This window comes from Moorena sp. SIOASIH, from assembly GCF_010671925.1.
Taxonomy (GTDB): Bacteria; Cyanobacteriota; Cyanobacteriia; order Cyanobacteriales; family Coleofasciculaceae; genus Moorena.
The window spans coordinates 498592-525586 of record NZ_JAAHIH010000002.1; the positions used below are offsets into that span (position 1 = coordinate 498592).

At 44.2% G+C, this 26995-nt stretch carries 18 protein-coding genes and 1 pseudogene; 12 read left to right on the forward strand and 7 right to left on the reverse strand.

Annotated features, from left to right (window positions below):
- Window positions 1-251: 251 nt before the first annotated feature.
- Both F6J90_RS09910 and F6J90_RS09915 read right to left on the reverse strand, forming a co-directional pair.
- Window positions 252-1349: a sulfotransferase gene (locus F6J90_RS09910; protein WP_293092549.1), complete on the reverse strand. Its 1098-nt coding sequence runs from the start codon at window positions 1347-1349 to the stop codon at window positions 252-254.
- 933 nt (window positions 1350-2282) lie between these two features.
- Window positions 2283-3516: pseudogene (locus F6J90_RS09915) on the reverse strand (RNA-guided endonuclease TnpB family protein).
- 157 nt (window positions 3517-3673) lie between these two features.
- Here F6J90_RS09915 and F6J90_RS09920 point away from each other — a divergent pair.
- The 3 genes from F6J90_RS09920 (at window position 3674) to F6J90_RS09930 (ending at window position 4626) form a co-directional block, all read left to right on the forward strand.
- Window positions 3674-3877, forward strand: a complete 204-nt coding sequence (locus F6J90_RS09920) for a hypothetical protein (RefSeq protein ID WP_293092551.1) — start codon at window positions 3674-3676, stop codon at window positions 3875-3877.
- 33 nt (window positions 3878-3910) lie between these two features.
- Window positions 3911-4084, forward strand: a complete 174-nt coding sequence (locus F6J90_RS09925; protein WP_293092553.1) for a hypothetical protein — start codon at window positions 3911-3913, stop codon at window positions 4082-4084.
- 89 nt (window positions 4085-4173) lie between these two features.
- Window positions 4174-4626, forward strand: a complete 453-nt coding sequence (locus tag F6J90_RS09930) for a helix-turn-helix domain-containing protein (RefSeq protein WP_293092555.1) — start codon at window positions 4174-4176, stop codon at window positions 4624-4626.
- Between the two features lie 325 nt (window positions 4627-4951).
- Here F6J90_RS09930 and F6J90_RS09935 read toward each other — a convergent pair whose 3' ends face one another.
- Together F6J90_RS09935 and F6J90_RS09940 are read right to left on the reverse strand one after the other, a co-directional pair.
- Complete coding sequence (locus F6J90_RS09935) at window positions 4952-6925, reverse strand: TonB family protein (protein ID WP_293092557.1); 1974 nt, start codon at window positions 6923-6925, stop codon at window positions 4952-4954.
- A gap of 357 nt (window positions 6926-7282) precedes the next feature.
- Window positions 7283-7993: a precorrin-2 C(20)-methyltransferase gene (locus F6J90_RS09940; RefSeq protein WP_293092559.1), complete on the reverse strand. Its 711-nt coding sequence runs from the start codon at window positions 7991-7993 to the stop codon at window positions 7283-7285.
- 37 nt (window positions 7994-8030) lie between these two features.
- Between F6J90_RS09940 and F6J90_RS09945 the strand changes: the two genes are divergently transcribed.
- On the forward strand, window positions 8031-8732 hold the full coding sequence (locus tag F6J90_RS09945; RefSeq protein ID WP_293092561.1) for a lipase: 702 nt from the start codon (window positions 8031-8033) through the stop codon (window positions 8730-8732).
- A gap of 14 nt (window positions 8733-8746) precedes the next feature.
- On the opposite strand, the gene F6J90_RS09950 is transcribed toward F6J90_RS09945, so the two are convergent.
- Window positions 8747-8881, reverse strand: coding sequence for a hypothetical protein (locus F6J90_RS09950; RefSeq protein WP_293092563.1), 135 nt, complete (start codon window positions 8879-8881; stop codon window positions 8747-8749).
- Window positions 8882-8937: 56 nt separating this feature from the next.
- On the opposite strand from F6J90_RS09950, the gene F6J90_RS09955 reads away from it, so the two are divergent.
- Together F6J90_RS09955 and F6J90_RS09960 are read left to right on the forward strand one after the other, a co-directional pair.
- Window positions 8938-9081, forward strand: a complete 144-nt coding sequence (locus F6J90_RS09955; protein WP_293092565.1) for a hypothetical protein — start codon at window positions 8938-8940, stop codon at window positions 9079-9081.
- A gap of 142 nt (window positions 9082-9223) precedes the next feature.
- Complete coding sequence (locus tag F6J90_RS09960; protein WP_293092567.1) at window positions 9224-11308, forward strand: pentapeptide repeat-containing protein; 2085 nt, start codon at window positions 9224-9226, stop codon at window positions 11306-11308.
- Between the two features lie 36 nt (window positions 11309-11344).
- Here F6J90_RS09960 and F6J90_RS09965 read toward each other — a convergent pair whose 3' ends face one another.
- Window positions 11345-11950 carry a Uma2 family endonuclease gene (locus F6J90_RS09965; RefSeq protein ID WP_293092569.1) on the reverse strand — a complete coding sequence of 202 codons (606 nt, stop codon included), beginning with the start codon at window positions 11948-11950 and terminating at the stop codon, window positions 11345-11347.
- A gap of 65 nt (window positions 11951-12015) precedes the next feature.
- On the opposite strand from F6J90_RS09965, the gene F6J90_RS09970 reads away from it, so the two are divergent.
- From F6J90_RS09970 to F6J90_RS09990, 5 genes are all read left to right on the forward strand, one after another.
- A complete protein-coding gene (locus tag F6J90_RS09970; protein ID WP_293092571.1) occupies window positions 12016-12363 on the forward strand; it encodes a hypothetical protein in 348 nt (115 codons plus the stop codon).
- A 172-nt stretch (window positions 12364-12535) separates the two neighbouring features.
- The gene (locus F6J90_RS09975; protein ID WP_293092573.1) at window positions 12536-12769 is read left to right on the forward strand and encodes a hypothetical protein; all 234 of its coding nucleotides are present in this window, start codon (window positions 12536-12538) and stop codon (window positions 12767-12769) included.
- Window positions 12732-13430 (forward strand): response regulator transcription factor, encoded by a 699-nt coding sequence (locus tag F6J90_RS09980; protein WP_293092575.1) that lies wholly within the window; start codon window positions 12732-12734, stop codon window positions 13428-13430. Before F6J90_RS09975 ends, F6J90_RS09980 begins: the two co-directional genes overlap by 38 nt.
- A gap of 20 nt (window positions 13431-13450) precedes the next feature.
- A complete protein-coding gene (locus F6J90_RS09985) occupies window positions 13451-15442 on the forward strand; it encodes a CHASE2 domain-containing protein (RefSeq protein WP_293092577.1) in 1992 nt (663 codons plus the stop codon).
- A 1012-nt stretch (window positions 15443-16454) separates the two neighbouring features.
- The gene (locus F6J90_RS09990) at window positions 16455-17165 is read left to right on the forward strand and encodes a DUF928 domain-containing protein (protein ID WP_293092579.1); all 711 of its coding nucleotides are present in this window, start codon (window positions 16455-16457) and stop codon (window positions 17163-17165) included.
- 16 nt (window positions 17166-17181) lie between these two features.
- Here F6J90_RS09990 and F6J90_RS09995 read toward each other — a convergent pair whose 3' ends face one another.
- Window positions 17182-19980, reverse strand: a complete 2799-nt coding sequence (locus F6J90_RS09995) for a CHAT domain-containing protein (RefSeq protein ID WP_293092581.1) — start codon at window positions 19978-19980, stop codon at window positions 17182-17184.
- 229 nt (window positions 19981-20209) lie between these two features.
- Between F6J90_RS09995 and F6J90_RS10000 the strand changes: the two genes are divergently transcribed.
- A complete protein-coding gene (locus tag F6J90_RS10000) occupies window positions 20210-26731 on the forward strand; it encodes a filamentous hemagglutinin N-terminal domain-containing protein (protein ID WP_293092583.1) in 6522 nt (2173 codons plus the stop codon).
- Window positions 26732-26995 lie beyond the last annotated feature (264 nt).

Below are 26995 nucleotides of genomic sequence, written 5' to 3' on the forward strand. Positions count from 1 at the left end.
TCTCAGCTCTCAGCTCTCAGCTCTCAGCTCTCAGCTTTGAGCTTTGAGCTTTTAAATAAAACAAGTAAGCATTCGTTTAATCTTTGTTACGTCAGCTGACGGCTGACGGCTGACGGCTGAATGCTGACGGCTGACGGCTGAATGCTTACATTTTAGCTTGAGTGAGTTAGCCTGACTCTCAAGTCAGGCTTTATCTTGATTTAAAACACTAGTGCCAGAAACCCCCTGTTCCCTTGCTGCATCCCTTTTACTTATTGGATCGAGTTTTGGGATAGATTTCTGCTCATGGATAATTGGAATGTCTTGAGACTTGCTAAAGCTTCACGGATTTTCCCTATAACTCCTTGAAGATTAGCTTTAGAGAGTCTCCAATAGATGTACTGAGAATAATCTGCGTAGAACTTTAGTAACGTGTGAAATTGCCACGTTTTAGGAATACAGTCATAACCTAGATGGAGCATGGTTTTATAATTCAGAATCTCCAAGACTGCTAGTTCTGAATCGCTAAGTTCGTGTTTCCAAGCCTCAATGCGATCGCTACTAACGGGTTGAAAGGTCTTGGCGTGCCATCCTAGCTCACGGGTTGGTACCAAGTTTTTTTGAGCATTTTTTTGGTTAAACTCCAGCATTGATTGGCTAAAGGATACCCCGAGCCAATCACAAATTCCCTGGAGTTCTTCTTCTGGATTTGTCACTAAGTCTTCGTAGAAGAGGATCTGGAACCGCTGGTCATTTTGATAGTCTTTAATGACCTGGAATAAATTTTGCCATTGTTTGGTTGTCGCTACCACATTGGCGATACAGGATCCCTTCCAAGTTTTGGCAAATTTTTGCTCATTTCGTTTTAGGGAAGCATAGATTGCTCTGAGGTCTCGGATAATTAGAATTAATCTGGCATTAGGGAAATACTTGAGAATGGTCTTAATATTATAGATGTTACAAGGATTTTTATCTCCCCAACAACCTGCTTGACCATCAAACTGCTGTAGATAGGTTTGATACACTGTGGCGACTGCTGTTGAATAATTCAGTGGTTTCTGAGCTGTCAAATTTTCTCGCAACTGCTGTCGGTCAATGTTCCATTCCCGAAACCTTGGATCAGCGTAGATATCTGTCAAGAAGTTATCGATTTGATTGCTTAAGTCTTGGGATGAACCGTATTTGGGTTCCAGATTAACAAAAAACAGACTTTCAGGAGGAATACAAAAATGAGGATGAGCGGTCAGCATTAACCGCAAAAGCGTTGTTCCAGAACGTCCCATCCCAAAAAGAAAAAGTGGCTGATTTTGTTGAGACAAAGATTCCATAATGTGTCGATAACGGTAGAGTTTATTTTTGAACTTGAGCAATATAGCACCTTGACTTGTCTCAGCTTGCTTAGCTGATCTTTCCTATCACGTTAATTTGAACACTTATACTAGGCTTGATTAGCTTGAGTGAATTGAAAATTGTTAATTGGCAATTTTCAATTTTTATTTTCAATTAATGAGCACCCAATACTGATAAGTAGTCAACCGAACTCACTATCAGCTTTTGACTATCTAATTCCCACTCCAATAGATAGCCCTAGTATAGTAACTTTGGGTCAAAAAGGGATTACAGCAGTAGATTTAGGATAAAGTCTGCACCAGGACTGCAAGATTTTTAGTTTATTTGCCAAACCTTTAGGGTTTCTCTGTGTCGTTGAATCTTTTTAAAATGCTACCCTGTGTTGATGCAATAGCGAGTGGTTTTGGCGCTGCGTGGGTCACCTGCGTCCGCACCTTGAAAGCCCCATGGGAACCCCCAAGAGCGCACTCCATCACGCTTTTCTTGAAATTATTCAGAATTGCTGAAAGCACGGAATTCAAGACCCTGATTTATCCAGGGATAGCCAACTCGTCTTTCTGTGCGATTTCAGAACTATCAAGAAACTATAACTTATGACTTAGGAATTCATCAGTCGGAACTGATCAGGCAATTAACCATCCTGAAATCACAATTCTGAAGTCGTTTGACAGCCTAATTGCTCCCTGATGATGAGGAGATACACCAAATGTTTTTTCCGATTAACAGTATATTTACTAAATTTTCACATTGTCAACCCAAAGTCTGATAGATCAGCCTTAAGACGTAACTTTGGTTAAAATCACCTCAAAATTACTCAAAATTTCTGAAAAATTTATAAATTTAATATACAATTAATTGGTTTAATTAATATTATTTAAATAGAGAAAATTTTATCTACATAACTTAAATATTATAACCCTCAAATAACTTAATTCAATTTGACACTCCCCGGTCTAAAGACGCGGGGATTCTTCGCTCAACGACCCGACTTGCTGAACCTGGTCGGAACCAAGAACAGTAGAGGTCAGATCTCCCGAAGAGTTCGGATCTAAGATCCAGGTTCCGGTGTGCCCCACCGTACCCAAGGCTTTTTTTAGGATGTTTACTGCGGCGTTGTGGTCTCGGTCTAATTTACAACCACACTTGCAGATGTGAGTTCTAGTCGATAGTGATTTCTTGACTACCTCGCCGCATTCTGAGCAATTCTGGCTTGTATAGGCAGGATTCACTGCAACCGTGACTCTACCAAACTTGGTTCCAAAATGCTCTAACCATTTCCTAAACTGATACCAACCAGCATCGTTAATAGACTTAGCTAAACAATGGTTTTTGACCAGGTTCTTTACTCTCAAATCTTGCCTTACGGCACGCTGCGCGAACATAGGCGACCAGATCGTTAGATCGGATTACGCAACGTGCCAGTCTCTTGGCATGTTCTTCACGCTGCCTACTTATTTTGAGGTACTGTCTACCCAATCTATTAACGGCTTTCTTTCGGTTAGATGAGCCTTTCTTTTTCCGGGAAACCCGGCGTTGATAAAACTTTAGGCGCTTCTCCGCAGCTCTATAAAAACGTGGGTTAGGTTCAGTGTTTCCTCTAGAATCGGTATAGAATTCTTTCAGTCCTACATCCAGTCCCACAGTTGCATCTGCGGGTTCTAATTGCTCGTTTACATCAACAGAAATGCAGAACTGAACATAGTACCCGTCAGCTCTTTTGACAATACGAACCCGTTTGATTTGCTTTTTGTCGAAGCGCCATAAGTTCCAGGTACCCTTAAGTTTTAACCTTCCGATTCCTTTCTTGTCACTAAAGGTGATTGACTTTTTGTCAGGAGAAAGCTTCCATCCTGACTGCTTGTATTCAACTGACCTACAGCGTTTTTGGAATTTCGGGAAGCCTTTCTTTCCTGGTACCTTTTTCTTACAGTTTTCAAAGAAACGAGAAATTGATGACCATGCCCTTTCAGCCGCAGCTTGCCGAGCAGTAGAGTTCAATTCATTAGCAAACGGGAACTCCTTGGCTAGTATCTTGCAATACTTGCTAAGGTCGTATTTACCTGTTCCCCTGTTGTCTATCCATAGACGAATGCAGCTGTTGCGGATAAATTTAACCGTCCGAATTGCTTCGTCTATAGCTTGATATTGAAGGGGTTTACCGTATGCTTTGAACTCTAATATGATCATCAGAACTCGACCTCAACTGATATATTATTACGCTAACACACTTAGCGAAAACTGTCAACTCAAAATCAAATCTTTTCACGGCGACTAAAGTCGCTACTGGCTTTCATCCCCGGTTTAAAAACACGGGGCTTTCAGCCTTGGGAGTCACGTAAATTTAATGTCAGAACCTACCCCCAAGCCAGACACCTCTCAAATTAACGAGTGGCGCAGAAAAATTGAAATCGCTAACCGCAACAACATTTTTGGCCACTGTCGGACTTGTGGCTATGAATGGGTAGATTCTTCTGTTGATAAAACCTGTCGCCAGTGTAGTAGTCACGATGTAGAACGTATCTCGTGCTGGCAGTTTCCCGATGACTGAGTGAGCATAATCGGTGTTTGGAAGGGACAGGGAATGCGATTGACCTTGGCCAAAAGGCCACGCTACGCGAATGGTCACGCTATAGGCATTGCCGACGCTGCGCGAACGCGCCCCGCGTGGCCTACGGCCAAACGCGATCGCTACATCAAACTTGCCTTAAGTCTGACCCATAGAACACCTAAGCTTAATTTACAAAATTTTCCATAGCCTTCTCCTTTTCCTTAATCAGGGGTTGTCTTAATGCTTGCTTTTACATTATAATACAACTATAGGAATAGTTTTTGGAAGAAGAACTTATGAACAAGTGCGTTTGTACTACTGAAGCGGCATCTCTGTTAGGAATATCTTCGAGACGATTGCGACAACTTCTTGAGAAGGGTCGCGTCCGGGGTGCTTATAAAAGTGGGAAATTCTGGATTATTCCTCTGTTCAACCAAATGCCTCAAATTATTAAAGGCACTAGAGGACCAAAAGGCAAATGGCGTACCAGTCGTCCTCCGGCTCTAGCCAAGATTAATGTTAACCGTAATCACATTGGCTCGAATATCCACAAACGCCCGGAAGAGCGCAAGCCAGTGATTTCAGTAAAACGAAGTGGCAACAATTTATATGGCAACCAGGTAGAAATCCTCGGTCCATGTCGAATTACCTATCAGCCGGATAACCCACTGCCTTGTGGTGCTCGTCTATGGATTGAAACCTTCAGTGATGTCCACTTCATCGGTGGCAGTTTTCCTGCCAGTCGCTAATCGGGTTCAAGGTTGTCTGTCAGAATGCAGAATGCAGAATGCAGAATGTAGAATGAAGAATGCAGAATGTAAAATGCAGAATGAAGAATGAAGAATGAAGAATGCAGAATGCAGAATCTAGAATGTAGAATGCAGAATGTAGAATGTAGAATGTAAAATGCAGAATGTAGAATGGTTAATTCTAAATTCTTAATTCTAAATTCTAAATTCTTAATTCTAAATTCTTAATTCTTAATTCTTAATTCTTAATTCTAGAATTCTAAATTCTAAAATAATGTTAATGCTCCATTGACCAACAACCCAGGCTTTAACTAACAAAAAGCTCCTATTTACATGACCTTGACGATGGTGTTGTAAAGGAGTCTATTCTGTTACGCCTGCGAGCTGATCTAGATTTGAACTTGCACGCTTTATCCTCTTGTGAGTTTTGCCCTTCACTGGCTGCTGCTGCTGGAACGGATTCTTTCCCTGAGTTTTCATTAGTAGCTTGAGCTGGCTTGACTGGCACAGCTGTAGTGTTGCTCCTATTTTGCTGAGTAGTATTTTCCTGAGTAGGAGTATTGTCCCGCACTGGTACTAACACCCTCCTGGGTTTAGGAGTATTTTCCTGAGTAGGAGTATTTTGCTGTACAGGCACTGCTCTAGGTCTAGGAGTATTTTCCTGAGTAGAGGTATTGTCCCGCACTGGTACTGATACCCTCCTGGGTTTAGGAGTATTTTCCTGAGTAGAGGTATTGTCCCGCACTGGTACTCTCACTCTCCTGGGTTTAGGAGTCGAGTCTTGGCTAGAGGTATTGTCCCGCACTGGTACTCTCACTCTCCTGGGTTTAGGAGTCGAGTCTTGGCTAGAGGTATTTTCCCGCACTGGTACTGATACCCTCCTGGGTTTAGGAGTCGAGTCTTGGCTAGAGGTATTTTCCCGCACTGGCACTGATATTGTTCTGGGTCTAGTGCTCGAATTTTCCCTTGCAGTATTCGGTTTTACTGGAACTGATACTGTCCTATTGTTATCGGTAGAGTTATTGTTAGCAGAGTTATTGCTAGGGGTTTCTGGCTTAGGAACTGCTATTACTGGGTTGTTGGCAGCAGCGTTTTCCCCACTAACAGTATTTGGCTTTGCTGGAACTGGCTGGTTAGCAGTTGACTCTTTGAAAACCGATAGACTAGGACAGTTGCCTTGATCATAGTCAAAGGCTACTTTGACCTGGTATGGTTTTGTTGTACCACTTTGGTTGTTAAACTTGCGGAACTGAATATCTTCCAGTGCCTGCTGATTTAAAATGCCGTACCCTGCACTCTGAATCAGCTGTGCATTAGTCACTTCACCATTAGCACCTACTAAAATTCCGAAGACTGTTGTGCCTTCTAGTTTCTTAATACAAGCGTCTTTCGGATAAGTACCACTCACTTTTATTGCTTCTGGTATCACTTCCTTTTTGGGTAAGGTATCCTTTACCAAAGCCATCCATTCTACCAGGTTTTTCCTAGCTTCCTCATCAGTGGTATTTGCTACATCTTTTCTCAGTTGCTTCCGCCGCATCCGCACTTGAGCTACTAAATTGTTCTGACGTTGTCGTGCGATCGCAACAGCACTAGGGGGTGCTGGTTTAGTAGGCTCAGAAGGAGGAGGGGTGATCGAAAATTGTGGTGGCGGAGGAGGTGGAGTAACGGATACTGGTGGCTGTTGGTTAGGAAACTCCGGTGGGTCAGGAATCTGGTTGGTAGAATTCCCAAATACTGGCAAGGAACCTGTCTGGAAGGAACCTGGATTCAAAGACTCTGTATCAAATTTGAATTGGGGTCGCGGTGGTGGGGCTGGTAGTGGTGTCCTGGGTTTTGGTGGTAGCTTGATCGGGAAAGACCCTCTGGTGATAATTGGTCTTTTGCGGTTTAGCAGTGGTAAAGGATACTTCCCAATTGAGGGTAAGGGTTTTATCGGTACAGATCTCAGAGGTGGGGGTGTGGGAATTTTCTTCAGGGACTCTAGAGAAGGTAGCGGTGGTGGAGGGGGTGGGAAAGCACTAAATAACGAAGGGATGGAGGGCTTGGTCGGAGTTTTGGCATTCGGTAGAGCTGGCAGGGTCAGTGGTGGTGCAGCAGACTTGGGAACACGGCTCAGTTGTTGAGGGCTTAACTCCAACACTTGCACCATTGAGTCTTCCTTAGGCTTTTGATTCTTCAACAAATCACCTAAGATCGGTACGATTAGCATATGAACCCCCAGAGAGGCGGTAACAGAAATCACTAGGGGGTGACTCAGCATTTCTGGGATGTTTTTAATTAAAGAAGCATCGGACATGGCAGTTATTGTTGACGTATTTCCATGGTTGCTAATAAGCTCTCGGCTGAGGAGATGCTTATTCAATTCAGTCTTGGCAAATAAGAGTGAGTGATCGTGCTGGGGCTAGCTATAACAACGTAAGCATTCAGCTATCAGCTATCAGCTATCAGCTTAAGCGCTACGCGCACGCTACTTGAGGTGCTATCAGCTATCAGTTATGAGCTATTAGCTATCAGCTATCAGCATTAAGCTTATGCCCTAGGCGCACGCTGCATTAGGTTGAAGGCTGACGGCTGACGGCTGACGGCTGACGGCTGAATACTTACATAACAACTACATCGATGGCTGAAACATTGCTATCTCTTGGTTTGCTATCTATTGGTTTACCTTAACAATTAGCAGAGAAAAATAGGGTAATGCCAGATTAGGGCGATCGCATAAATTACGATAAATCACCTGCTCCGGTAGAGTTGCTCGTTCTACCACATAGGCATTTTCCAACAACTGATGTCGATGCAGCACTTGCCACACCTGCTGATAAACTGAACTGACTTTGAGCAGGACTACTACATCTGCCCAATCCAAAACCTTTTCCAGTTCCTCCACATTATAGAGAGCTGGTAGCACGACCAGCCGCTGATCACGAATGGTCAAGGGTAATCCCAAAACAGATGCTGTAGCCATGGGGGAAGATACCCCTGGTACAGTTTGAATCAGGCTTTCTGGATGTAACTGTTGTAGCATCTGTGCCAAATAGGTAAATGTGCTGTAAAAACTCACATCTCCTTCACACACAAATGCTACGTCTTGCCCTAGTCCTAGATATTTCCAGACTTGCTCAGCAGCAACTTGCCATGCTTGGGTCAAGATAGCGGTATCCTGCACATATGGAAATGTCAAGGGTAACTGCACCTGATGATTCTCCAACCATTGAGCGACAATCTGTTGAGCCAGTCCTGGTTTCCCACGGACTCCAGTAGGAAACGCTACTACTGGTGCCTGTTTCAATATACGTAGTCCTTTGAGGGTGATCAGGTCAGGATCCCCAGGTCCGACACTTATACCATAAAGTGTACCTAGTTTCACAAAAGTTTAAAATTATCTATAAAATTTAAAATTACCGATGCCATTACCAACTGTTATTTTACCGGGCTATTTTGCTAGCGCTAGTGAATACCGTGATTTAGAACAATCACTACAACAGCTAGGGATTGCCGCAACTACTGTACCAATACGCCAACAAGATTGGTTTCCTACCCTCGGTGGTCGCTCTGTGGTGCCAATTTTGCGGAAAATCGACCAAGCTGTTAAACAGCAGTTGGAGAAGCATAACACGTCACAGATTAATTTAATCGGTCACTCTGCTGGTGGCTGGATTGCCAGGATATATCTAGGAGAAAAGCCTTACACGATTCATGGAGATGTTACTGATGACTCGGTAGGGTTATGGAATGCTCATTCCTATATCTCTACCTTGGTGACTCTGGGTACACCTCATATGAGTCAGGAACGTTGGACTAAACGCAATCTTGATTTTGTGAATGATAACTATCCAGGGGCGTTTCACCAAGATGTCCATTATATTTGTGTCGCTGGTAAGGCTATTTATGGTAAGCGACGTTTAGGCAGCTGGTTGGCTTACAACAGTTACAAGCTCACTTGTGGAGAAGGGAATTGCTGGGGAGATGGGATTACTCCGATTCCTGCTGCTCATTTGGCTGGAGCCACTAATATTACTCTTGATCAGGTGCTGCATTCTCCTAGGAGGAAGGGGATTTGGTATGGTTCACCTGAGGTAAGGGAGGCTTGGGTGAAGTGTTTGTAGGGTTTTCAATAGGGTTAGATACTTAGTCCTGGGTTTTGAGGCAAGAGGCAAGAGGCAAGAGGCAAGAGGAACCCACCCCTAACCCCTCCCAGGAGGGGAAGGCAAGAGGCAAGAGTTGAAGTAGGGTGCGTTAGGGGGGGGCGAGCCATGATTTTCCCCCTCTTCGCCCCTTGTTGAAATAGCCCGCACCGTAACGCACCATCAGGTGAAACAGCTTTTAGCAGATGCACCCTATCTAGAACTTAATGCGATCGCCTTTGGCGCGGCTTCGCCGATCGCAATGGTAGAAGTCGGTTTCAGCTACAACAACCTATCCCTGGATGTCTGCCTGGAACAGTATGTAGATTAATAAACACAATCAATAGGGTTTATTAAGAATTATTACCAGTTGATTGACAACAAGCGTTTATCATCCTATTAGTATTAAAACTAAACTTCCTGACTCCCGACTCCCGAGTCCCTGTTCCCTTTCCTAGATATGATTCTGACTGATGAAAACTAATGAACTTCTGAGACGATATGCAGCAGGAGAAAGGAATTTCCGCAGGGCAAATCTTAGAGGTCAATCGTTTCAGGGGCAAGACCTTTCAGGGGCGGATTTTAGTGAAGCGGATATTAGAGGAACAAACTTTAAGAATGCTATTTTAAGAGGTACTAAGTTCTGTGGAGCCAAGGCAGGATTACAAAAACGATGGACAATTTTGCTTCTGTTGGTTTCCTGGATAATGTCAGGACTATCGGCAGTTGCCTCCTTATATGTTGTGTCTTGGGTACAAGCAAGATATACACAACAAGGCGTAGCGTCAGAGTTCTTAGTCTGGACAGCTTTGATTGTAATAATTGTCTTCTTTGTTGTTATCATTGGTCAAGGTCTTGGGGGAGCATTCGCCGTAGTCCTAGCCATAGCTGGAGCCGTAGCCGTAGCCCTAGCCACAATCGTAGCTGGAGTCTTACGCATAACCATATCCTTCGAGGACGCCTTAGAATTATCTGGACCTGTAGCTGCAGCCGCAGCCGGACTCGGAGCCGCAGCTGTAGCGGGAGCCGTAGCTGTAGCGGGAGCCGTAGCTGTAGCGGAAGCCGTACTGGTACCAGTAGTCGTAGTCGTACCAGTAGTCGTAGCTGTAGTCATAGCAGTAGTTGTAGTCCTAGCCATAGCTGGAGCTGTACCCGTAACCTTCGCCATAGCCGTAGCCGTAACCTTAGCATTACTTGGTGCTTACCTGGGGTGGCGTGCTCTAAAAGGGGACCCCAGAGATGCCTGGATTCGCACTACAGCAATCGTCTTTGCTGCCACAGGAGGAACTAGTTTTTACAAAGCCGATTTAACCGATGCTAATTTTACGGAAGCTACCCTCAAAAATACAGACTTAAGAGAGGTTACTTTTACTCATACTTGTTGGCGGAAAACTATTAAACTTGACCGAGCTAGACTAGGAACAAGCTACCTTCAATATAAAAACGTTAGACAATTGCTGATCAATGGAAAGGGGCAAGAAAAAAACTTTGATCGACTTAACTTAAGAGGTATTAATTTAAAAGGATCTAATCTAAAAGATGCTAGCTTCATCGGAACAGACTTAAACCGAGCTAACTTACAAGATGCTAATTTATCCAGAGCTAAGTTAGTTCAAACGTTACTAGAAGGAGCTGATTTAACCAAAGCAACCTTAACAGGAGCATATATCGAAGATTGGGCAATCAGCAATACTACTAAACTAATTCAAATTGATTGCGATTATAGTTTTCTGAAACTACCTACTAAAAGTGCTCCAGACCCTAAACGTCGTCCTGCTGACCAAGAGAGAAATTTTGAACCAGGGGAATTTGCTAAGTTAGCTCAGAAAATTCCCAATACTGTCGATTTAATTTTTAAAGATGGTATCGATTGGCAGACTTTTAGAAAAACGTTTCAAGACCTTCGAGTAGAAAGCGAAACAGGAGAGCTACCAGTCATACAGACAATAGAAAATAAAGGCGACGGTGCTTTTGTTATTCGGGTCAAAGTTCCTGAGGAGGTTGATGAAGCTGAATACGAGCGAAAATTCTGGGCAAAATACAAGCCAATGTTAGAAGCTAAAGATAGAGAAATAAAACTTTTATCTGAGCAAATAGAGTTTTATGATGAACAAATAGAATTTATACGTAAAAACAATACTAGATTAATGGGAGTTGTTGAAACAATGGCAGATCAAGAAACTATTATAATTGATAAAATTGACAAGCGTGACCAGCGTGGTGCCAAGTTTAACGTTGGTGGTAACTATGTCGAAAGAGCTGAGTCTGTTAGTAGTCAGCAAAGCTATGCTAATCAAAATAACTACGAGGAAGCTGACAAAAACCTAGCAGAAGCAGCAGCTGAAATCCAGCAATTACTAGAGCAACTAGAGAAAACCAACCCTACCGCCACAGAAGCACAGCAAGAAGCCTTTGTCAGTGCAGCCATTACACCAACTAATAAAGAAAGGCTAATTAATGCTATCAAAGAAGGTGGTCAAGGAGCAATTGAAGAATTCCTTGATAACCCATATTTGAATGTAGCAATTAGAATTATTGAAGGGTGGAGAAACCCTTAATTTTACAAGTGACGATGGTGCTGATAACTCCTGCCCTTACCAGATTTTCCCCAGCTTCAACACGAAACCCGGCAGCACCGACTCATCCCCCTTTACCGTAGCAGGATTGTCCAACTGCTCGACTTCCCTACCAGGACGGTAAATATACACTCGACGATTATTGGGGTCAATCAACCACCCCAACTTCGCGCCATTGTCCATGTACTCTTCCATCTTGTCTTTGAGATCGTTGACGCTATCACTGGGGGAACGCAATTCAATCACAAAATCTGGGCATAGAGGAGCAAATTTTTCCTGTTGTTGAGGTGTTAGGGCTTCCCATCTTTCTAAGGTTACCCAAGAGGCATCAGGGGAGCGCTCCGCACCATTGGGAAGCTTAAAGCCAGCAGATGAGTCAAAACCTTTGCCTGTGCCATCTTGTTCTACCCAACTCCACAACTGACCATTGAGACTGAAATTTCGACCTCCGGTTCCACTCCCTGTTGGGGGCATAATAATTATTTCTCCCTCTGACGTGCGTTCAATCCGTAAATCTCGATTAATCTGACAAAACTCAAAAAACTGGTCATCATCCATGTCCAATGCTGGGGGCATCCTCAGCACAATCGGATTAGTTTCAACAGGTGTGGTGGCTACTGTCATGACTTAGCTACTTCCCGCACAAAAGAGTTTCTTCTATTTTAATTACAGGGTTGCTAAATAATGGAATGATTTTAAGAGTAGGTGCGCTTTCCAATCGGCGAGTAAATCGCCCTTGGGTCGCACCTGTAGAATGGGCATCAGGCGTAGAACTGGCATCTTGCGTAGAAGCGATGCAGCGCCTTCATGCGGGGGTTTCCCCCATGAGCGACTGCATCAAGACACTGGCATCTTGCGTAGAACTGGCATCTTGTGTAGAACTGGCATCTTGCCAGTTTCAATATATTTCCGAGCGGGCAGGATGCCTGGCATCTTGTGTAGAACTGGCATCTTGCGTAGAACTGGCATCTTGCCAGTTTCAATATATTTCCGAGCGGGCAGGATGCCCACTCTACTCCTATTCATTACTTGACTGACGCAACGCCAAGCTTTGAGCAGCAGTATGTAGTTTTCAGCAATCCTAATTACCGAATTGTACCCAATTCTTGTCTTAAACCAGCAATCAACTTGGTAGACAAGGGGATTGCTTTATCTATCTGTTTCTTTTTAAGCTAAAAGTTCAGCGAGCAGTGGTTTAAGTTAAGAACCATGACAGGAAAAACCTGGCTGCAAGCGCACTACGCATTAAGGTGTTTGACATTGATAAAAGCAGCAAAAGCCGTTTTAGTAAACTTTTGCCTCTTGCCTCTTGCCTCTTGCCTTCCGCGTAGCGCTGTCTTAAAACCTCGTTGGCTAAATTGCAACGATAGGTTCCAATGGTTAATAGCAAACATAGAGGGAATTGATGATGAGCCAAGATTTACCAAAGCCAGGGAAACTTAAGCTGCTTGTGGTTGATGACCACGAATTGATGCTGGGTGGCATAATCGACACCCTACGACGGAAGTATCCAGAAGCGGAAGCAGAAATCTTAACAGCTAAAACGTTCGAGAGTGCTCTAGAACAACTGGAACGATTTCCGCTTGACCTCGTTATTGTAGATCTTTCCATTCCAGAAGCCTCTGAGAAGACAGCTAAATCTGAGAATACAGCTAAAATCGACACGGGTATTAAACTCTTGCAGACAGTGATCAAGCAATACCCCAACCTCAATCTTGTGGTGCTCAGCACTTACCTCAAAGCTCTGGTGCGGATTAAGGATGAGATTGACAAGCACGAAGGGGGTTTCACGCTGGTAGATAAGGGTTTCTCCGCTGAGGTTATGTTAACCAGAGTTGACTGGGCATTGCAGGGAATAACCCATACAAAAGATCTAAAGATGCTCAAAGGAGAAGTCAAACCAGAGTGGCTGGAGGTAATCACCCTAGCATTTCATGAGAAATTGCAGGATAAGGCAATTGCTGAGCGTATGAAGATAGCTCCCCGAACTGTGCTTCACTACTGGAGGAAAATTCGAGATGTTCTGGGTGTTTATCCTGAAGGCGGGAAAAATCTCCGCATTAAAACTGAGATGCGAGCCAGAGAAGAAGGGTTTATTGATTAATTAAGCAAGGAAAAAACCTGTTGTTGCTAAGTATTTGGCCAAAAATAAGAAACAAAATTGCCACCTGGCGTGGAGGAGAATTGCCAGGAATTGCAGTGATTGGACTGGTAATCTTAGCCCGTCTCAATGGGTCCCTTCAATTTAGCGAGTGGATAACCCTCGATACTTTTCTGCGCCTGCGTCCTTCTGAACCTATGGATGAACGGGTTGTCATTGTTGGCATTGATGAACAGGATATTCAGGATGTAGGAACCTATCCCATACCAGATCAAAACATTGCAAGGCTGCTCCGGAAATTGCAAACCTACAAACCCAGAGCAATTGGTCTTGATATTGTTCGGGATCTACCAGTTGAGCCAGGTCACGAGCAACTGGTTGAAACCTTTGAGGATATCAAGACTCTCATTGCTATTGAGAAAGTATTACCCACTAAAATTAACCCACCACCCGGATTTCCGCCAGAACGGATTGGTTTCTCAGATGTTATTCCAGATCAAGATAGCAAGGTCAGGCGCAGTATTCTTGGGATGTATAGGGATGAAACCAGGAAAGAATATGTATTCTCCCTGGCTTTACTGCTGGCGAAAGCTTATTTGGGTGCTGAGAGGGAAAAGATTGAACTTGAAAATGGCATTCACGATCACCTTACTATGCGCTTTGGTGAGACTGAGCTACCTCGCTTTTTGAGCAATTCCGGTGGATATGTGGGCACTGATCACTTTGGAGTTCAAGTGCTGCTCAATTTTCGGAGTGGTCGAAAACGGTTTAGAACCTTATCTGTCAGGGATATCGAAACAGGGCAATTTAATTCAAATTGGATTCGCGATCGCATTGTGATTGTTGGAGTCACTACTCCCAGCATCAAAGACACTGTCAATACCACTGCCATCAAGGCTTTGAACCCTCCTGGAGAAATCTATGGGGTGGAATTTCATGCCCATGCTACTAGTCAAATTCTCAGTGCTGTTCTGGATCAGCGATCGCTTTTAAGAACTTGGTCAGATCCCTGGGAATATCTATGGATTTTAGGTTGGGGTTTTCTGGCCATTGGTCTTGGTCGGCTGACTCAATCCCCATTTAAAAATCTGTTTGTTGTTGGGATTACCAGCTTCGGACTAGTTGGAGTTGGTTATGTGTTCCTAGTTTGGGGCTGGTGGATTCCAGTAGCACCAGCGTTGTTAATTTTAGTGATAAATAGTTTACTATTGCCTGCTTTCTATCACTATGACCAGGCTTTGAAGTCTCAGATCAATTTGCGCCAACAGACTATTGATGAAGCATTTGCGTCGATTCATAATGGTCCAATGCAAACACTAGCCTATATTATTACGCGCATTGAAAACCAGGATTTGCCACAAGACGAATTGCTGTTGACACTTAAAACTATCAAGCGTAACATATGGAAAATTGGAGAACACCTCACAGAAAAAGCTCTGAATCAAAAAGAAATTATCCTTATAGAAAGGAGTATAAAACTGAATCAAAAAGAAACTATCCTTATAGGAAGTAACCTAAAACTGCCATTGAAGCATCCAATCCATAAGCTATTCTATGAAGTCTCTAGATATACCCTCGAACGGAATTTTACTTGTTTTGAGACCCTTAAGGTTAAAGCCCTTAAATTTGAGGATATCCCGGAACAATATTTAACTATTGAGCAAAAGCGAAAACTCTGCCACTTTCTCGAAGAAGCTTTGTGCAATGTCGGGCAACATGCTAAAGGAGTAACTCGTATTAGTGCCATTGGTAAGCTCAATGACGACTGGTACACTCTGAGTGTTAAAGATAATGGCTCTGGCATCTGTTCATCCTCTGAAAACCGAGGAACAAAGCAATGTAAAAATCTGGCGAAACAACTAGGAGGAACATTTAAACGAGAGCCCCTTTCTCCCCAAGGAACTCTGTGCGAGTTAACCTGGCCTCTAGCAGGTCGTAACTGGAGTTTTGCCAAAGTTAGCTATGGCTTGAAAACTCTTTTTTTGAAAGCGTTGAAATATATCAAAAAATTATAAAATAGACTTCGCAGCGGGTGCATGTCAATTTTGTTAATCCCTGATTCAGATCCCCCTAAATCCCCCGAGCGAGGGATTGCTCGCTCGGGGGACTTTTCAATCTAATTCCCCCCTTTTTTAAGGGGGGTTAGGGGGGATCTATGTACCTAATTACAAAGTTGACATGCTCCCCTTCGCAGCAGAAGTCGGGAATCGGGAATCGGGAATCGGGAATCGGGAACAGCGGATCTGGGAATAAGCCCCTAAATAAATCTAAAGTAAATTTTCGTAGGTGCGTTAGGGGTGGGATTGCCCTGATTTTCCGCCTCTTTGCCAGCGTTGAAATAGCCCACCCCGTAACGCACCACCGGCTCAAACTAAATAAATCTAAAGTCTCTGCAAATTTTCCTGACCAGAGGAACTTTTCTCATTTCTTGATGCAGTCGCTCATGGCGCATGGGTCTGCATCAAGACATTTAGCTATCTCCCGATTCCCAATTCTCAATTCTCAATTCTCAATTCTCAATTCTACTTGGTGGTGCGTTACGGGACGGGCGATCCCAACCCTGGCTACGAAGTGAAAAATAAGGGCGAGCCCGCCCCTAACGCACCCTACGAGCTAATGGATTTTTGAGCTTGTGTTTTTGTTTTGTTATCTAGGCTTTATAAATGAGATGTAAACCTAGGATGTCTTTTTTTAGTGGACAATAAAACTCCGGATATCTTTCCCCTCTTGCCTTTTGCCTCTTGCCTTTTGCCTCTTGGCCTTTGGGAATATGTTCACAACTCAAATATAAACGCGCTTAGCTTTGTAGTTTTCAGCAATTAAGATTACCAAAGCAAGTTATCAATTTGTCTGATTTTATCAATCAAGTTGGTAGCAAGCATCCAGTCATGGCTACCCTATTCGTAGTATGGTCTTAATTAAATAAGCGTCTACTCAATCAATATTATGATAGCTGAAATTCTGGTGCTTTTTAACAAACTCATCAACCTTAGAGTAGTAACTGGTTGTGTCCTCAGTTTAGCGCTGGTGGCAACTCCGGGAGTTGTAGCTAGAGCTGAGTATGAGCCTCCTGAGGATGAAAAAACTGCCGATAAAGAGACCACAACGAATACGGGAACGACTAGGGGGTGTGATGAAGGAGATATACCGTTAACGGTTCTTGCCTCTCAAAATTATGTTGGGCAAACCACTTCTACCCATCCAACATTTGCTTGGTTTGTGCCTGACTCCAAATCCTTAGAGCTGACATTCACGATCTACAGCCGTGGCTCAGATGGTAAATTCACAAAAGTCCGTAGCATCTCATTGCAAAGTTCACCAGGGATTATGAAGCTATCCCCCTTTCCAGAAGGTGAACCAGGGCTTTCAGTGGGCAAAGACTATTTCTGGCAAGTTGTAATCCTTTGTGATCCTAGTTACCCATCAAGTGCTGTAGTAGACAGAGTACAAATAGAGGTTGTGGAGATGCCGCCAGATTTACAAGAGAAACTTGACAATGCAGTCGATAGCGCCGAAAAAGCAGATCTCTATGCTGAGGCTGGTTTCTGGTACAACGCACTAGATGAAGCCCTCAAACTGGCTGAAGAGTCGAAACTTGGAGTTGTGGCATCTGCTCTGTTGGAAGACCTGGCTCAGTGGGAAAAACCAAAACCATCAGAAGAATTGACCGAAGAGGAGCGGGAATCGATTGAAAAACGGATGGGGTACTTGATAAACATTGCTAAGGATGCCCGATAATCCAGTTAACCCCGCTCTACAGCCAATTACCAATGATGATGAATGGTGCCCAATAGGCGGGGTGGATATTGATACGAATCATGTCTTGTTGAGCTTCTTTTAGAGCTTGTGCTTTGCTCATTTCCGATTGGAGGTTATGGTAAAACTTAGTAACTAACTCTGAAGTATAGTTATCTCGAATATACCAAAGGGAAGCTAGGGCGCTTCTGACACCAGCTTGTAAAATTATGCCAGCTAGACCTAGAGTTGTACGGTCGTCTCCTGTCGCAGTTTGACAAGCGGTAAGCACAAGCAACTCTACTGGTTTAGATCCACGACTTAAGCGGCGGATGTCTTGCTCTAGCTCAGTGATTGTGAGCTTTTCATTATTACCTGTGACTAAAAAAGTGTCCTCTGGAATTGTGCCGAACTTACCGTGAGTGGCAATGTGAAGAATTGGGTAAACTTTTTGTTGGAGTTCTTGCTGCAAGCTCTTGCGGGTAAATTGATCATCCAACAGGGTTTTGCTTGCTGGGAATTGAGCTTTGACGTTTTCGATTTCCTTACGGACGTTTTCCAGTTTATCGAAACTTTCACCATCAATGACCGCTCGTTGAGTTAATCCCAAAGCGAGTACTCCTAGTTTTTGACGGTTCAAGGCTTGGGGATTGGTTAGGGTAAGACTGGGAGTTGTGGCAATGGCATATTTTTCTACCAAAAATTCCTTACCATCATGGAGTGCCGCCATGGGAATGCTACGCAAGATGCCGTCCTGAATAAAAACGAGTGTTTTTATCTGGGCTGACTCTAAATCAGAGGCAAATGGAGCAATCAGCAAGTTATACAGGTTTTGTGCTGGTTTGAAGAAAGCTTTAGTGAGGTCATTATGTTGCTGTATTTTTCTCCAAAAGTCCTTGACTTCTTTGATTAGCGTTTGACTATCAACATCTGAAAACTTAAACTTTTTTAACCTTTTATCGCCGTTTGGTAGACTAACCATAATAGCAGCTCTCTCTTCCAGAATCATAAAGCTAAAGACGGCTGTATCTTTGGTGACCAGCTCATCAATTTGTTTCTGGTTGAAGAGTGTTAAAATACAATCATTCCCGAAGTAATTTTGTAGCTCTGCTAGTTTCAGGGAATCAACGGTTTTTAGGGCAGAATTCAGCTCTGTCTGGTACTGCTCAGACTCAGAGGATAATGAATCGGCACGCTTGAGTGTTAGCTGAGCAAACTCGCGGTACAGAGGCTCAATGGTATCCCGAAAGTCGAATTGTAAGTTTCGCTGAGCAATCAGAATTTCGGTTCGGATACCCTGTTCACCTTTACCCTGTTCACCTTTACCCTGTTCACCTTCAAAACCTTCTAAGGTAGCGATCGCTTCTTTATAAGCATTAACGGCCTCATCTTCGTTACCTTGGGCTTGGAAAATTTGACCAAGCTGCCACTGCCACAAATACAAGCTATCTTTTGCGGATAGATTTTGGTCAGCCATCCACCATGCCTTTTGAGTGAAGTCTAGGGCGTTTTGATAGTCTTGGCGGCAGTAATAGAGATGACCCAATTCACCGAGGGCAAAAGACTCGGAACGGTAGTCCTTAAGGCGTTGAGCAATTGAGATGGCTTGATTGAGGAGTGTTTCAGTCTCTGCTTCTAGCTGACGTTTGCCACAGGAATTGTGTTGGGACGTGTCAGTAACCACAGTCATCGGTTGCTCCAGTTTAGCTAAATCGATGGCTGCGTAGACTTTGTCCTGAGAATCCGGTAGTTCCTTCAACAATTCCTGAGCCTCTTGAACCCATTGGTTACGCTCGATTGATATTGATTCTTCAGGGCGGTAGGACAGTCGAATCAAATTGCGCAATGCTCGCATTTGAGCAGGTTGGTGATTTTGAGTGCGCGCTAGTTCGAGACTTTGCTGAAAATATTCCCCAGCTTGATTGTAATTATTGTTGGCATTTTTTCTAAATTCCTTGGTTGTTTCTTCCGCTCCCCGCTTTTCGGCAGAGCTAGCCCAGCGCTCCCAACGTTGAGCTTTGCTAAAGTAAGCATTTCCTAGGTCGTTAAGAAATGAACTGCGATAGGGACTATCGGCGAGAATCTTGGCTGTGTAATTTTTGCCCAAAGTATCTATCTTACAGTCTTTTGTGCGTTGGGGGCTGATATCAAACTCAACGTTTTTATCAATCCCTAAACCAGTCTGTAAACATTGAATCCCTTGGTCATAATCCCCTCTGAGAATATAGGCATTCCCCATACTTCCCAAAGCAGCAGCCTCTCCCTTCCAATCCTGATGAGCGCGAGCAACTTTCAAGGCACTGTCTTGGACACAACTGGGTTTGTTTGTAGAATTTTCATCGGCATCAGGGGCTCCACATAGCAGCGCCAGAGCTTTTCTCGGTTGTCCAAAACTATTGTAGGCTTGAGCCAATTCCGTTTTCATTCGCCCCATTTGTTGCCAGTTTCTTAGCTGTTGATAGTCAAGGATGGCTTGCTCCCAGTTAGTGATTGCCTCCTGGATGTGACCAATCTTTTGATTGGCTCTGGCCAGATTTTCCCGGACAATTGCGCTATTGGTATAGTTGTTGCTCTGTTGGTAGAGCGTCAAGGCATTTTGCCAAGGCTCTATGGCAGCTTGATAATCTCCGGCTTGGTAGTACTCAACCCCTTGTTGCACCAGTTGACTGGGATTATCAGCCTGGGTGGTTGCCATATTTCCCGGTTCAGCTGGTTGAGCAATTGAGGGAAGATGACCTAGCCCTATACAAACGGTAAGGCTCAAGAAGAATAGTATTCCTAAAAAGCGATCGCTCCTGGATTTAGGTTTACTCGACATTAATCGGACTGCTCTGTAACTGCTCTGGAAAACTTAGGTTAATTATCACCCTAAAGCTGCAACTAAGCTTATATATCTGCTGACAAGAAAATTGCACAATTGCGCAATTACCCTTGCTTATATTGGCAATCAAGTTTGTAGGAATAGTTAGGTGATAGGTTAACCGAATACTTTATAATTCCTTCTCAGGGAGCAAAAAATTAAAAACGGGAGCAAGGAGAAGAATTCCATGGTTAATCAATCTTCGGGTCGTTGCTGTGGCTTATTGAAAGTAGCCAGTTGCTTAACGCTCGGTGTGTTTTTTCCCTTTGATAAACATCAAGCCTTGGCTGAGGTGACACCAGATACGACTTTAGGGGCTGAAAGTTCTCGGGTTACGCCTGATGCTCAGGTTAGGGGAGGGCTAGCGGATTTGATAGAAGGTGGAGCAGAACGAGGGGCAAATCTGTTCCACAGTTTTACTGATTTTAATGTTGAGGAGTTACAACGGGTTTATTTTGCTAATCCAGCAGGGATTGAAAATATTATCTCACGGGTGACTGGAACTAATCCCTCAAGTATTTTGGGAACCTTGGGAGTCGATGGTGCTGCTAATCTATTTTTACTGAATCCCCATGGGATTATCTTTGGAGCCAATGCTCAACTGGATATTCAGGGTTCGTTTGTGGCGAGTACAGCGAATTCGATCACCTTTGGGGATGGGTCATCCTTTAGTGCCAATCCCGACAATTCGTCGTTGTTAACGGTAAGTGTGCCTTTGGGATTGCAATATGGGACGAATCAAGCTGGTGCGATCGCTAATGCTGGCAATTTAGCAGTTGGTTCCGGACAAACGCTCAGCTTATCCGGTGGTACGGTAACTAGCACTGGCTCCCTGACAGCAGCTGGTGGCCGGGTTGAGGTTCTCGGAAATCAGGTTAGCTTGTTGGAGAATGCCCGAATTGATGTCTCGTCTGACACCGGTGGCGGTACAGTATTGATTGGGGGAGACTTTCAGGGTAATGGCACCGTTCCCAATGCAGTACATACCTTTGTTGGCTCCGATGTAACGATTAATGCCGATGCCTTGACCAATGGGGATGGGGGCAAGGTGAGTGTTTGGGCGGATCAGACAGCAAGGGTTCACGGAACGGTTACAGCAAGGGGAGGAACTGTTTCCGGTGATGGGGGATTTATTGAAACCTCTGCTCAACAGTTTCTTAATCTCACCAGTACTCCCGATGCTAGTGCTCCTAATGGCAGTGGTGGCACCTGGCTAATCGATCCCACTGATATCACACTCGCCAATGGTGGTGGTGCTGCTATTGGTACGAATACAGTTGATGTTGCTAATATTAATGCTGCCCTGAATAGGGGCACCAACGTCACAATTTCAACAAGTATCGGTGGCACTGATCAAGGTAACATTACTCAGAACAATGATGCACCAATTCGCAAGACAGCAGGTGGAGACGCAACTCTTACCTTGCAGGCAGAAAACGATATTTTTCTGAACGCTGATATTACTTCCAATAGCGGTCAGTTGAATATAGAGCTGTTGGCTGATAGTGACAATAGCGGAGCAGGCGCTATTGGTATTTTTAATGCCACGATTGATACTAATGGCGGTGATTTCAGTACTTTGGGCAGGGGAACGAATAATTCCAATGGCTGGGGACACGATATTACCAACAGTAACATAAACGCTAGAGGTGGCAATCTTAAATTAGAGGGGACGGGAATAGCTGATGGCACTGGTAATGGCATCGGCATTTTTATGAATAACAGCGAATTAAAAACCACCGGGCTAGGGACGATTACTCTAATTGGCAATGGTGGAATCGGAGGGGATTTTAGCATTGGCGTTGATGTTACGAACAACACGATCATTAGTTCAGAAAATGGGGATATTAGGCTAACAGGTATTGCCAAAGGTTTTAATAATGGAAGAGGTATTCAAATTCGTGACAATGGTCTAGTACGTTCCACTGGGACGGGGAATATTGTTCTGAGTGGTACTACTACCGGTACTGGCAATGACAACTATGGCATCCTAATTTGGGAACAGTTCCCCGCTGGAGGTCCTAGTGTGGTAGAAGCCACTGGAACAGGGAACATAACCCTAGAAGGTATTAGTGGTATTGGGACAGACCAGAATCACGGGATAAGTATTTGGTTCGGTTCTAGGGTTTCTGCAACAACTGGAAATCTTAGCTTGACAGGTACTGGAAACGGCACTGGAAACTTTAATACAGGTATTTTCATTAACTCTGGCAGTGTGGTAGAAACAACCAATGGCACCATTGACCTAGAGGGTTTCAGCGGGAGTGGAGCAAATTTTAATCACGGAATACTACTTCAAGATGCAAACTCTAGAATTAGTTCGATTAATGGAGATATAACTCTGACTGGCGCTAATAATGCTGCTCAAACATCTGCTGGAACAACCAATCACGGCATTTTTATTAGAGTAGACGGTTTAGTGCAATCCAGCGGGAATATTACCTTGACAGGTACGACTAATGGAACTGGTTTGAACCGTGAGGGCATTTCGATTGTACGTGGCGGTCGGGTAGAATCCACCGGAACAGGAATGATTACCATGACTGGAAATGGGGGGAATGGTGGAATCGGGTCCGACGGGAATCAAGGAATCGTTGTTTTAGATCCCAACACTAGAGTGACATCGGTAGATGGCGATATCCTCTTGAGAGGAATTAGCAGAGGAACCGGAACTAAAAATTACGGTATTTGGTTGGGTAGAGCTGGGGATGGCTTAGTCCGAACTACTGGAACTGGAAACATTACTCTAGAGGGCATTATTAGCGGCATTGGCAATAACAGTGAGGGGATTTTCTTTGGTGATGGAGGTGCAATTGAAGCTATTGGCAGTGGAAACATCACCCTCACCGCTGATGAAATTACTATCCCTAGTAATCTGGCTGAAATTAGAGGCGCGAACCGCCTTCAGCTACAGCCCCTTGACCCTACTTTGGGCATCACTATCGGTGGGACTACTACTGATACCCGCTTAAATTTAGATAGCAGCGAACTCAACACATTACAAAACGGGTTTGCCCAGATTCTGATTGGGCGAGACAACAGCAGCGGTGCGATCGCTATTTTGCCTGCTGCCTTCAACAGTCCTACTACGATTCAAACTCCAGTTACAGGCGGGACAATTACAACAACTGGAGCCATTAACACCAACAATAACCCCCTGACCTTCATTGCCGGTAGCGACGTTACCTTTAACAATGACATCAATACAGGTAGTGGTAATCTTAGTGTTTTAGGGAGTACCATTACCCAAACTAGCGGCAGTCTGTTTGTGAATGGGGATGCCTTCTTCACTAGCACTCTAGCCAATGCAGGTAATGTTAGTGTTACCAACACTAAACCTACCACTGTTGGTTACTCCATTATTGGGGGCAACTTCACTCTCAACTCTGGTCTACCAATTACTCAAGTTCCCGGCGAACCCTTGCAAGTCGCTGGAGAGATCTCAGTAAATGGGGGAGGTAGCCAACCCCTAATTAACACTATTGGTGACTTTTCTCAAGAGACTCTCCTACCCAATGGGAATTTGATTATTACTCAGCTGGGAACAGTTAACCTAGAGGCCAACACCGTCACAGGTAACCTGACAGTAAATAGCTTACCAGCAGCCGTTGTCAGTTTTAACCAGGTTCTGGATAACCCTGCCATCACTCTTAATCAAGACAATTCCTTTGGCGGTACCCTCCGGTTTAACACCACCACCGATGCCATCTTGTTGGAAGGTACCCCCGGTATTATTCAAACTGGCACTCAAACTGTCAGTGGTACCGCTACTTTCAACGCCAACACTGGCAATATTAGTCTCAACGAACCAGCTAATCAGTTTGGTAATCTCGCCTTCACCGGTAATGATGTCTCTATCCGTGAGAGTGACGGGACAAATCTGATCACTTCCTCTGCCACTGGTAACTTGAACTTAACCTCTGGAGGCATGATTACTCAAGATATAGGAGCATCATTAACTGTTGTAGGAGATACCAGCCTCACCACTACCCTCCCCAACGCTGGCAATGTCACAATTACTAACAGTAATGCCACCATCATCGGTAACTCCCTGATTGGTGGGGATTTTACGATAAACTCTACTGGACCAATTTTCCAAGCCCCTGGGGAAATCTTACAAGTAGCAGGGAACACTATTCCAAACGCTCCTAGTGACAATTTAGAGCCTACTGGCAACAATAATATTTTGCCTCGAATAACCTTGCCCAATGGGGATGTGATTATCACTGACGTGGGACTGATCACCCTAAATGCCGAAACTATCTCTGGCAATCTAACCGTCAACAGCTTAGATAGAAGACTGACTTTAAACAACAATGAAGCCTTTAACCAAAGTACAGCGATTGAATTAGCTCAATCTGGAAACTCCTTTGGTGGGGCATTGAGAATAAATACTGAGGCACCCCCAACTCGCCTCGATACAGGTACTCCCGAAATTATCCAAAATGGTTCTCTAAATGTTAGCGGTACTGCTAGCTTCAATGCTGAGAATGGCAAGATTACTCTCAATAACTCAGACAATCAGTTTGGGAATCTTAAATTTGAAGGGAGTAACATCTCAATCAACGAAAGTGACTCTACCAACTTACTAAACTCAACTTATGCTGGTAATGTAACAATTACTTCCGGTGGTGCGATCGCACAAATCGGTAGCCTTAGTATTATAGGTTCAAACAATCAAGAAAGAAGCTTGATCATCAAGGCCATCGGAGACATTAATACTCAGGATATTATTAGTCCAAGTGGCTCGATTACCCTCACCAGCAACAATGGTAGTATCGATACTACGGAAGGTATTCTCAGCACATTTTCCTCTGGCAGTGGCGGACCGATAACCTTGTCTGCTGACGGTGACCTTAACCTTGGTTCTCTTGATTCTGGTGGTCGCGATGTTGCAGGGGGTGATATTACGTTAAATAGCAACGGTGCAATCATAGCAAAAAATCAGCTTATTACTACCGACACTGATGGCTCCGGTAAGGCTGGTGATATTAATATCAAGGCTCAATCTGTTTCCTTTACTGGGACGAAAGTATCGACGAGGACTCGTGGGGATGGCTTGGGAGGAAATCTCAACATTAATGCCTCTGATTCCATCAATATAATCAATGGTAGTCGATTGCTTATCCAGACATATGGGACTGGCGATGCTGGCAACGCAACCATTAATACTCAGCAATTGGTTGTAAAAAATGACCAACCTGAATTGAATAGGTTTACTGGAATAGGAACAGAAACATTCAGCAGTGGCAATGCAGGAAAATTAACCATCAATGCTTCCGAGTCTGTTATACTAAGCGGCAATCAATCAATAGTATTTAATCCTGATCCTCTAGACATAAACTCACTTCGCCAGGTAGCTGAAACTGCTACAGGTTTGACAACAGCAACTGTTTTTGGGAGTGGTGATGCTGGTAAGTTAAGCCTTACTACTAGTAGTTTAGTCATTCAGAATGGAGCTGGAATTATTTCAGCAGCTATTTTACGTGAAACAAATGATGGACAATTTACCTTGTTTGAGGGAAAAGGCGGAGAGTTACGTATAACTGCTGATTCTATCGAGATTCAAGGTCAGGCAGGCATAGCGACTGCTACTCTCGGAAATGGTGATGCAGGAAACTTATTTTTAAATTCTGGCAGAATAACTCTTGAGGAGGGAGCTATAATTTCGGCAGATACAATTACTGGTCCTGTTGCTACTTTTATTAATGCTTCCGGAAATGCCGGGGATATAACTATTGAAACCAACCAACTGAGCGTCCGCAGTGGTTCACGCATTGGCGCAGCAACCGCAAATGCAGGTAAAGGAGGAACTATAACCATCAATGCCTCAGAATTTATAGAAGTAACTGGTCTTTCTAAGGATGGCGAAGTGCCCAGTACTATATCTACAGAAGTACTGAAAGGTGCAACAGAGTCTGCCGGAGACGTGACAATTACTACTTCCAATTTAACCGTCACAGATAGAGGCCAGATATCTGCCCAAAGTCAAGGAGAAGGCGACGCTGGCAACATCAATATCAATGTCTCAGACAGGTTAACAGCTACTGACGGCAATATCATTACTGCTACCACTCAATCTGCCGGAGGTGCTATCGATATCATAGCCAAAAATATTAGGCTACGGGGTGACAGTGACATCACCACTAGTGTCTTCAGCGGTGCTGACAACGGGGGCAATATTACCATCACCACTGACTCCCTCATTGCCTTTGCTGACAGCGACATCCTGGCCTTTGCCCGTGATGGCCGAGGAGGTAATATTACCTTCACAACCCCCATCTTCTTCGGCTTTGCCTTCCGTCCAGCACCACCAGGTACTGACCCAGCTACTTTAGATAATAATAACCGAGTCGATATCAATGCTAGTGCTGCTATCCCTGGGGATATCGATATACCCAACCTCGATTTTATCCAAAACAGCCTGACAGAGTTACCGGACAATCTGATTGACACCGACAATCTACTAGCCAATAGCTGCATTGTCCGAACCAGTGAACAAGAGGGAAAATTCATTATTACCGGTGGTGGTAACTTACCCACCCGCCCTGGGGATGCTTCCGTTTCACGTTATCCCACGGGAGAGGTACGCACGGTAACGAGTCAGAGTGCCTCTCGTCCTTGGCAAAAGGGTGACCCAATTGTTGAAGCAACGGGGGTGTATCAACTGCCCAATGGAAACCTAGTGATGGGGCGGGAATGTTCTTGAGGCTGGGGGTTAGGAATTTTGGGCAAAAGGTTTGATTGCTTAGGGTGCGTTAGGGACGGGCTTGCCCTGATTTTCTCAGTAGCCAGTGTTGGGATAGTCCGTCCCGTAACGCACCACCCAACAGGTAAACGCTTTAATTAGCAGTATGTAGTTTTCAGCAATCCCACTGACTGAATTGTACCCAGGTCTTGTCCAAATTTGCGGCATCATCTTGGTAGACAAGGGGAGAGAGGCTCTAATCCAGTGAGCCTCTCTTTTTTATTA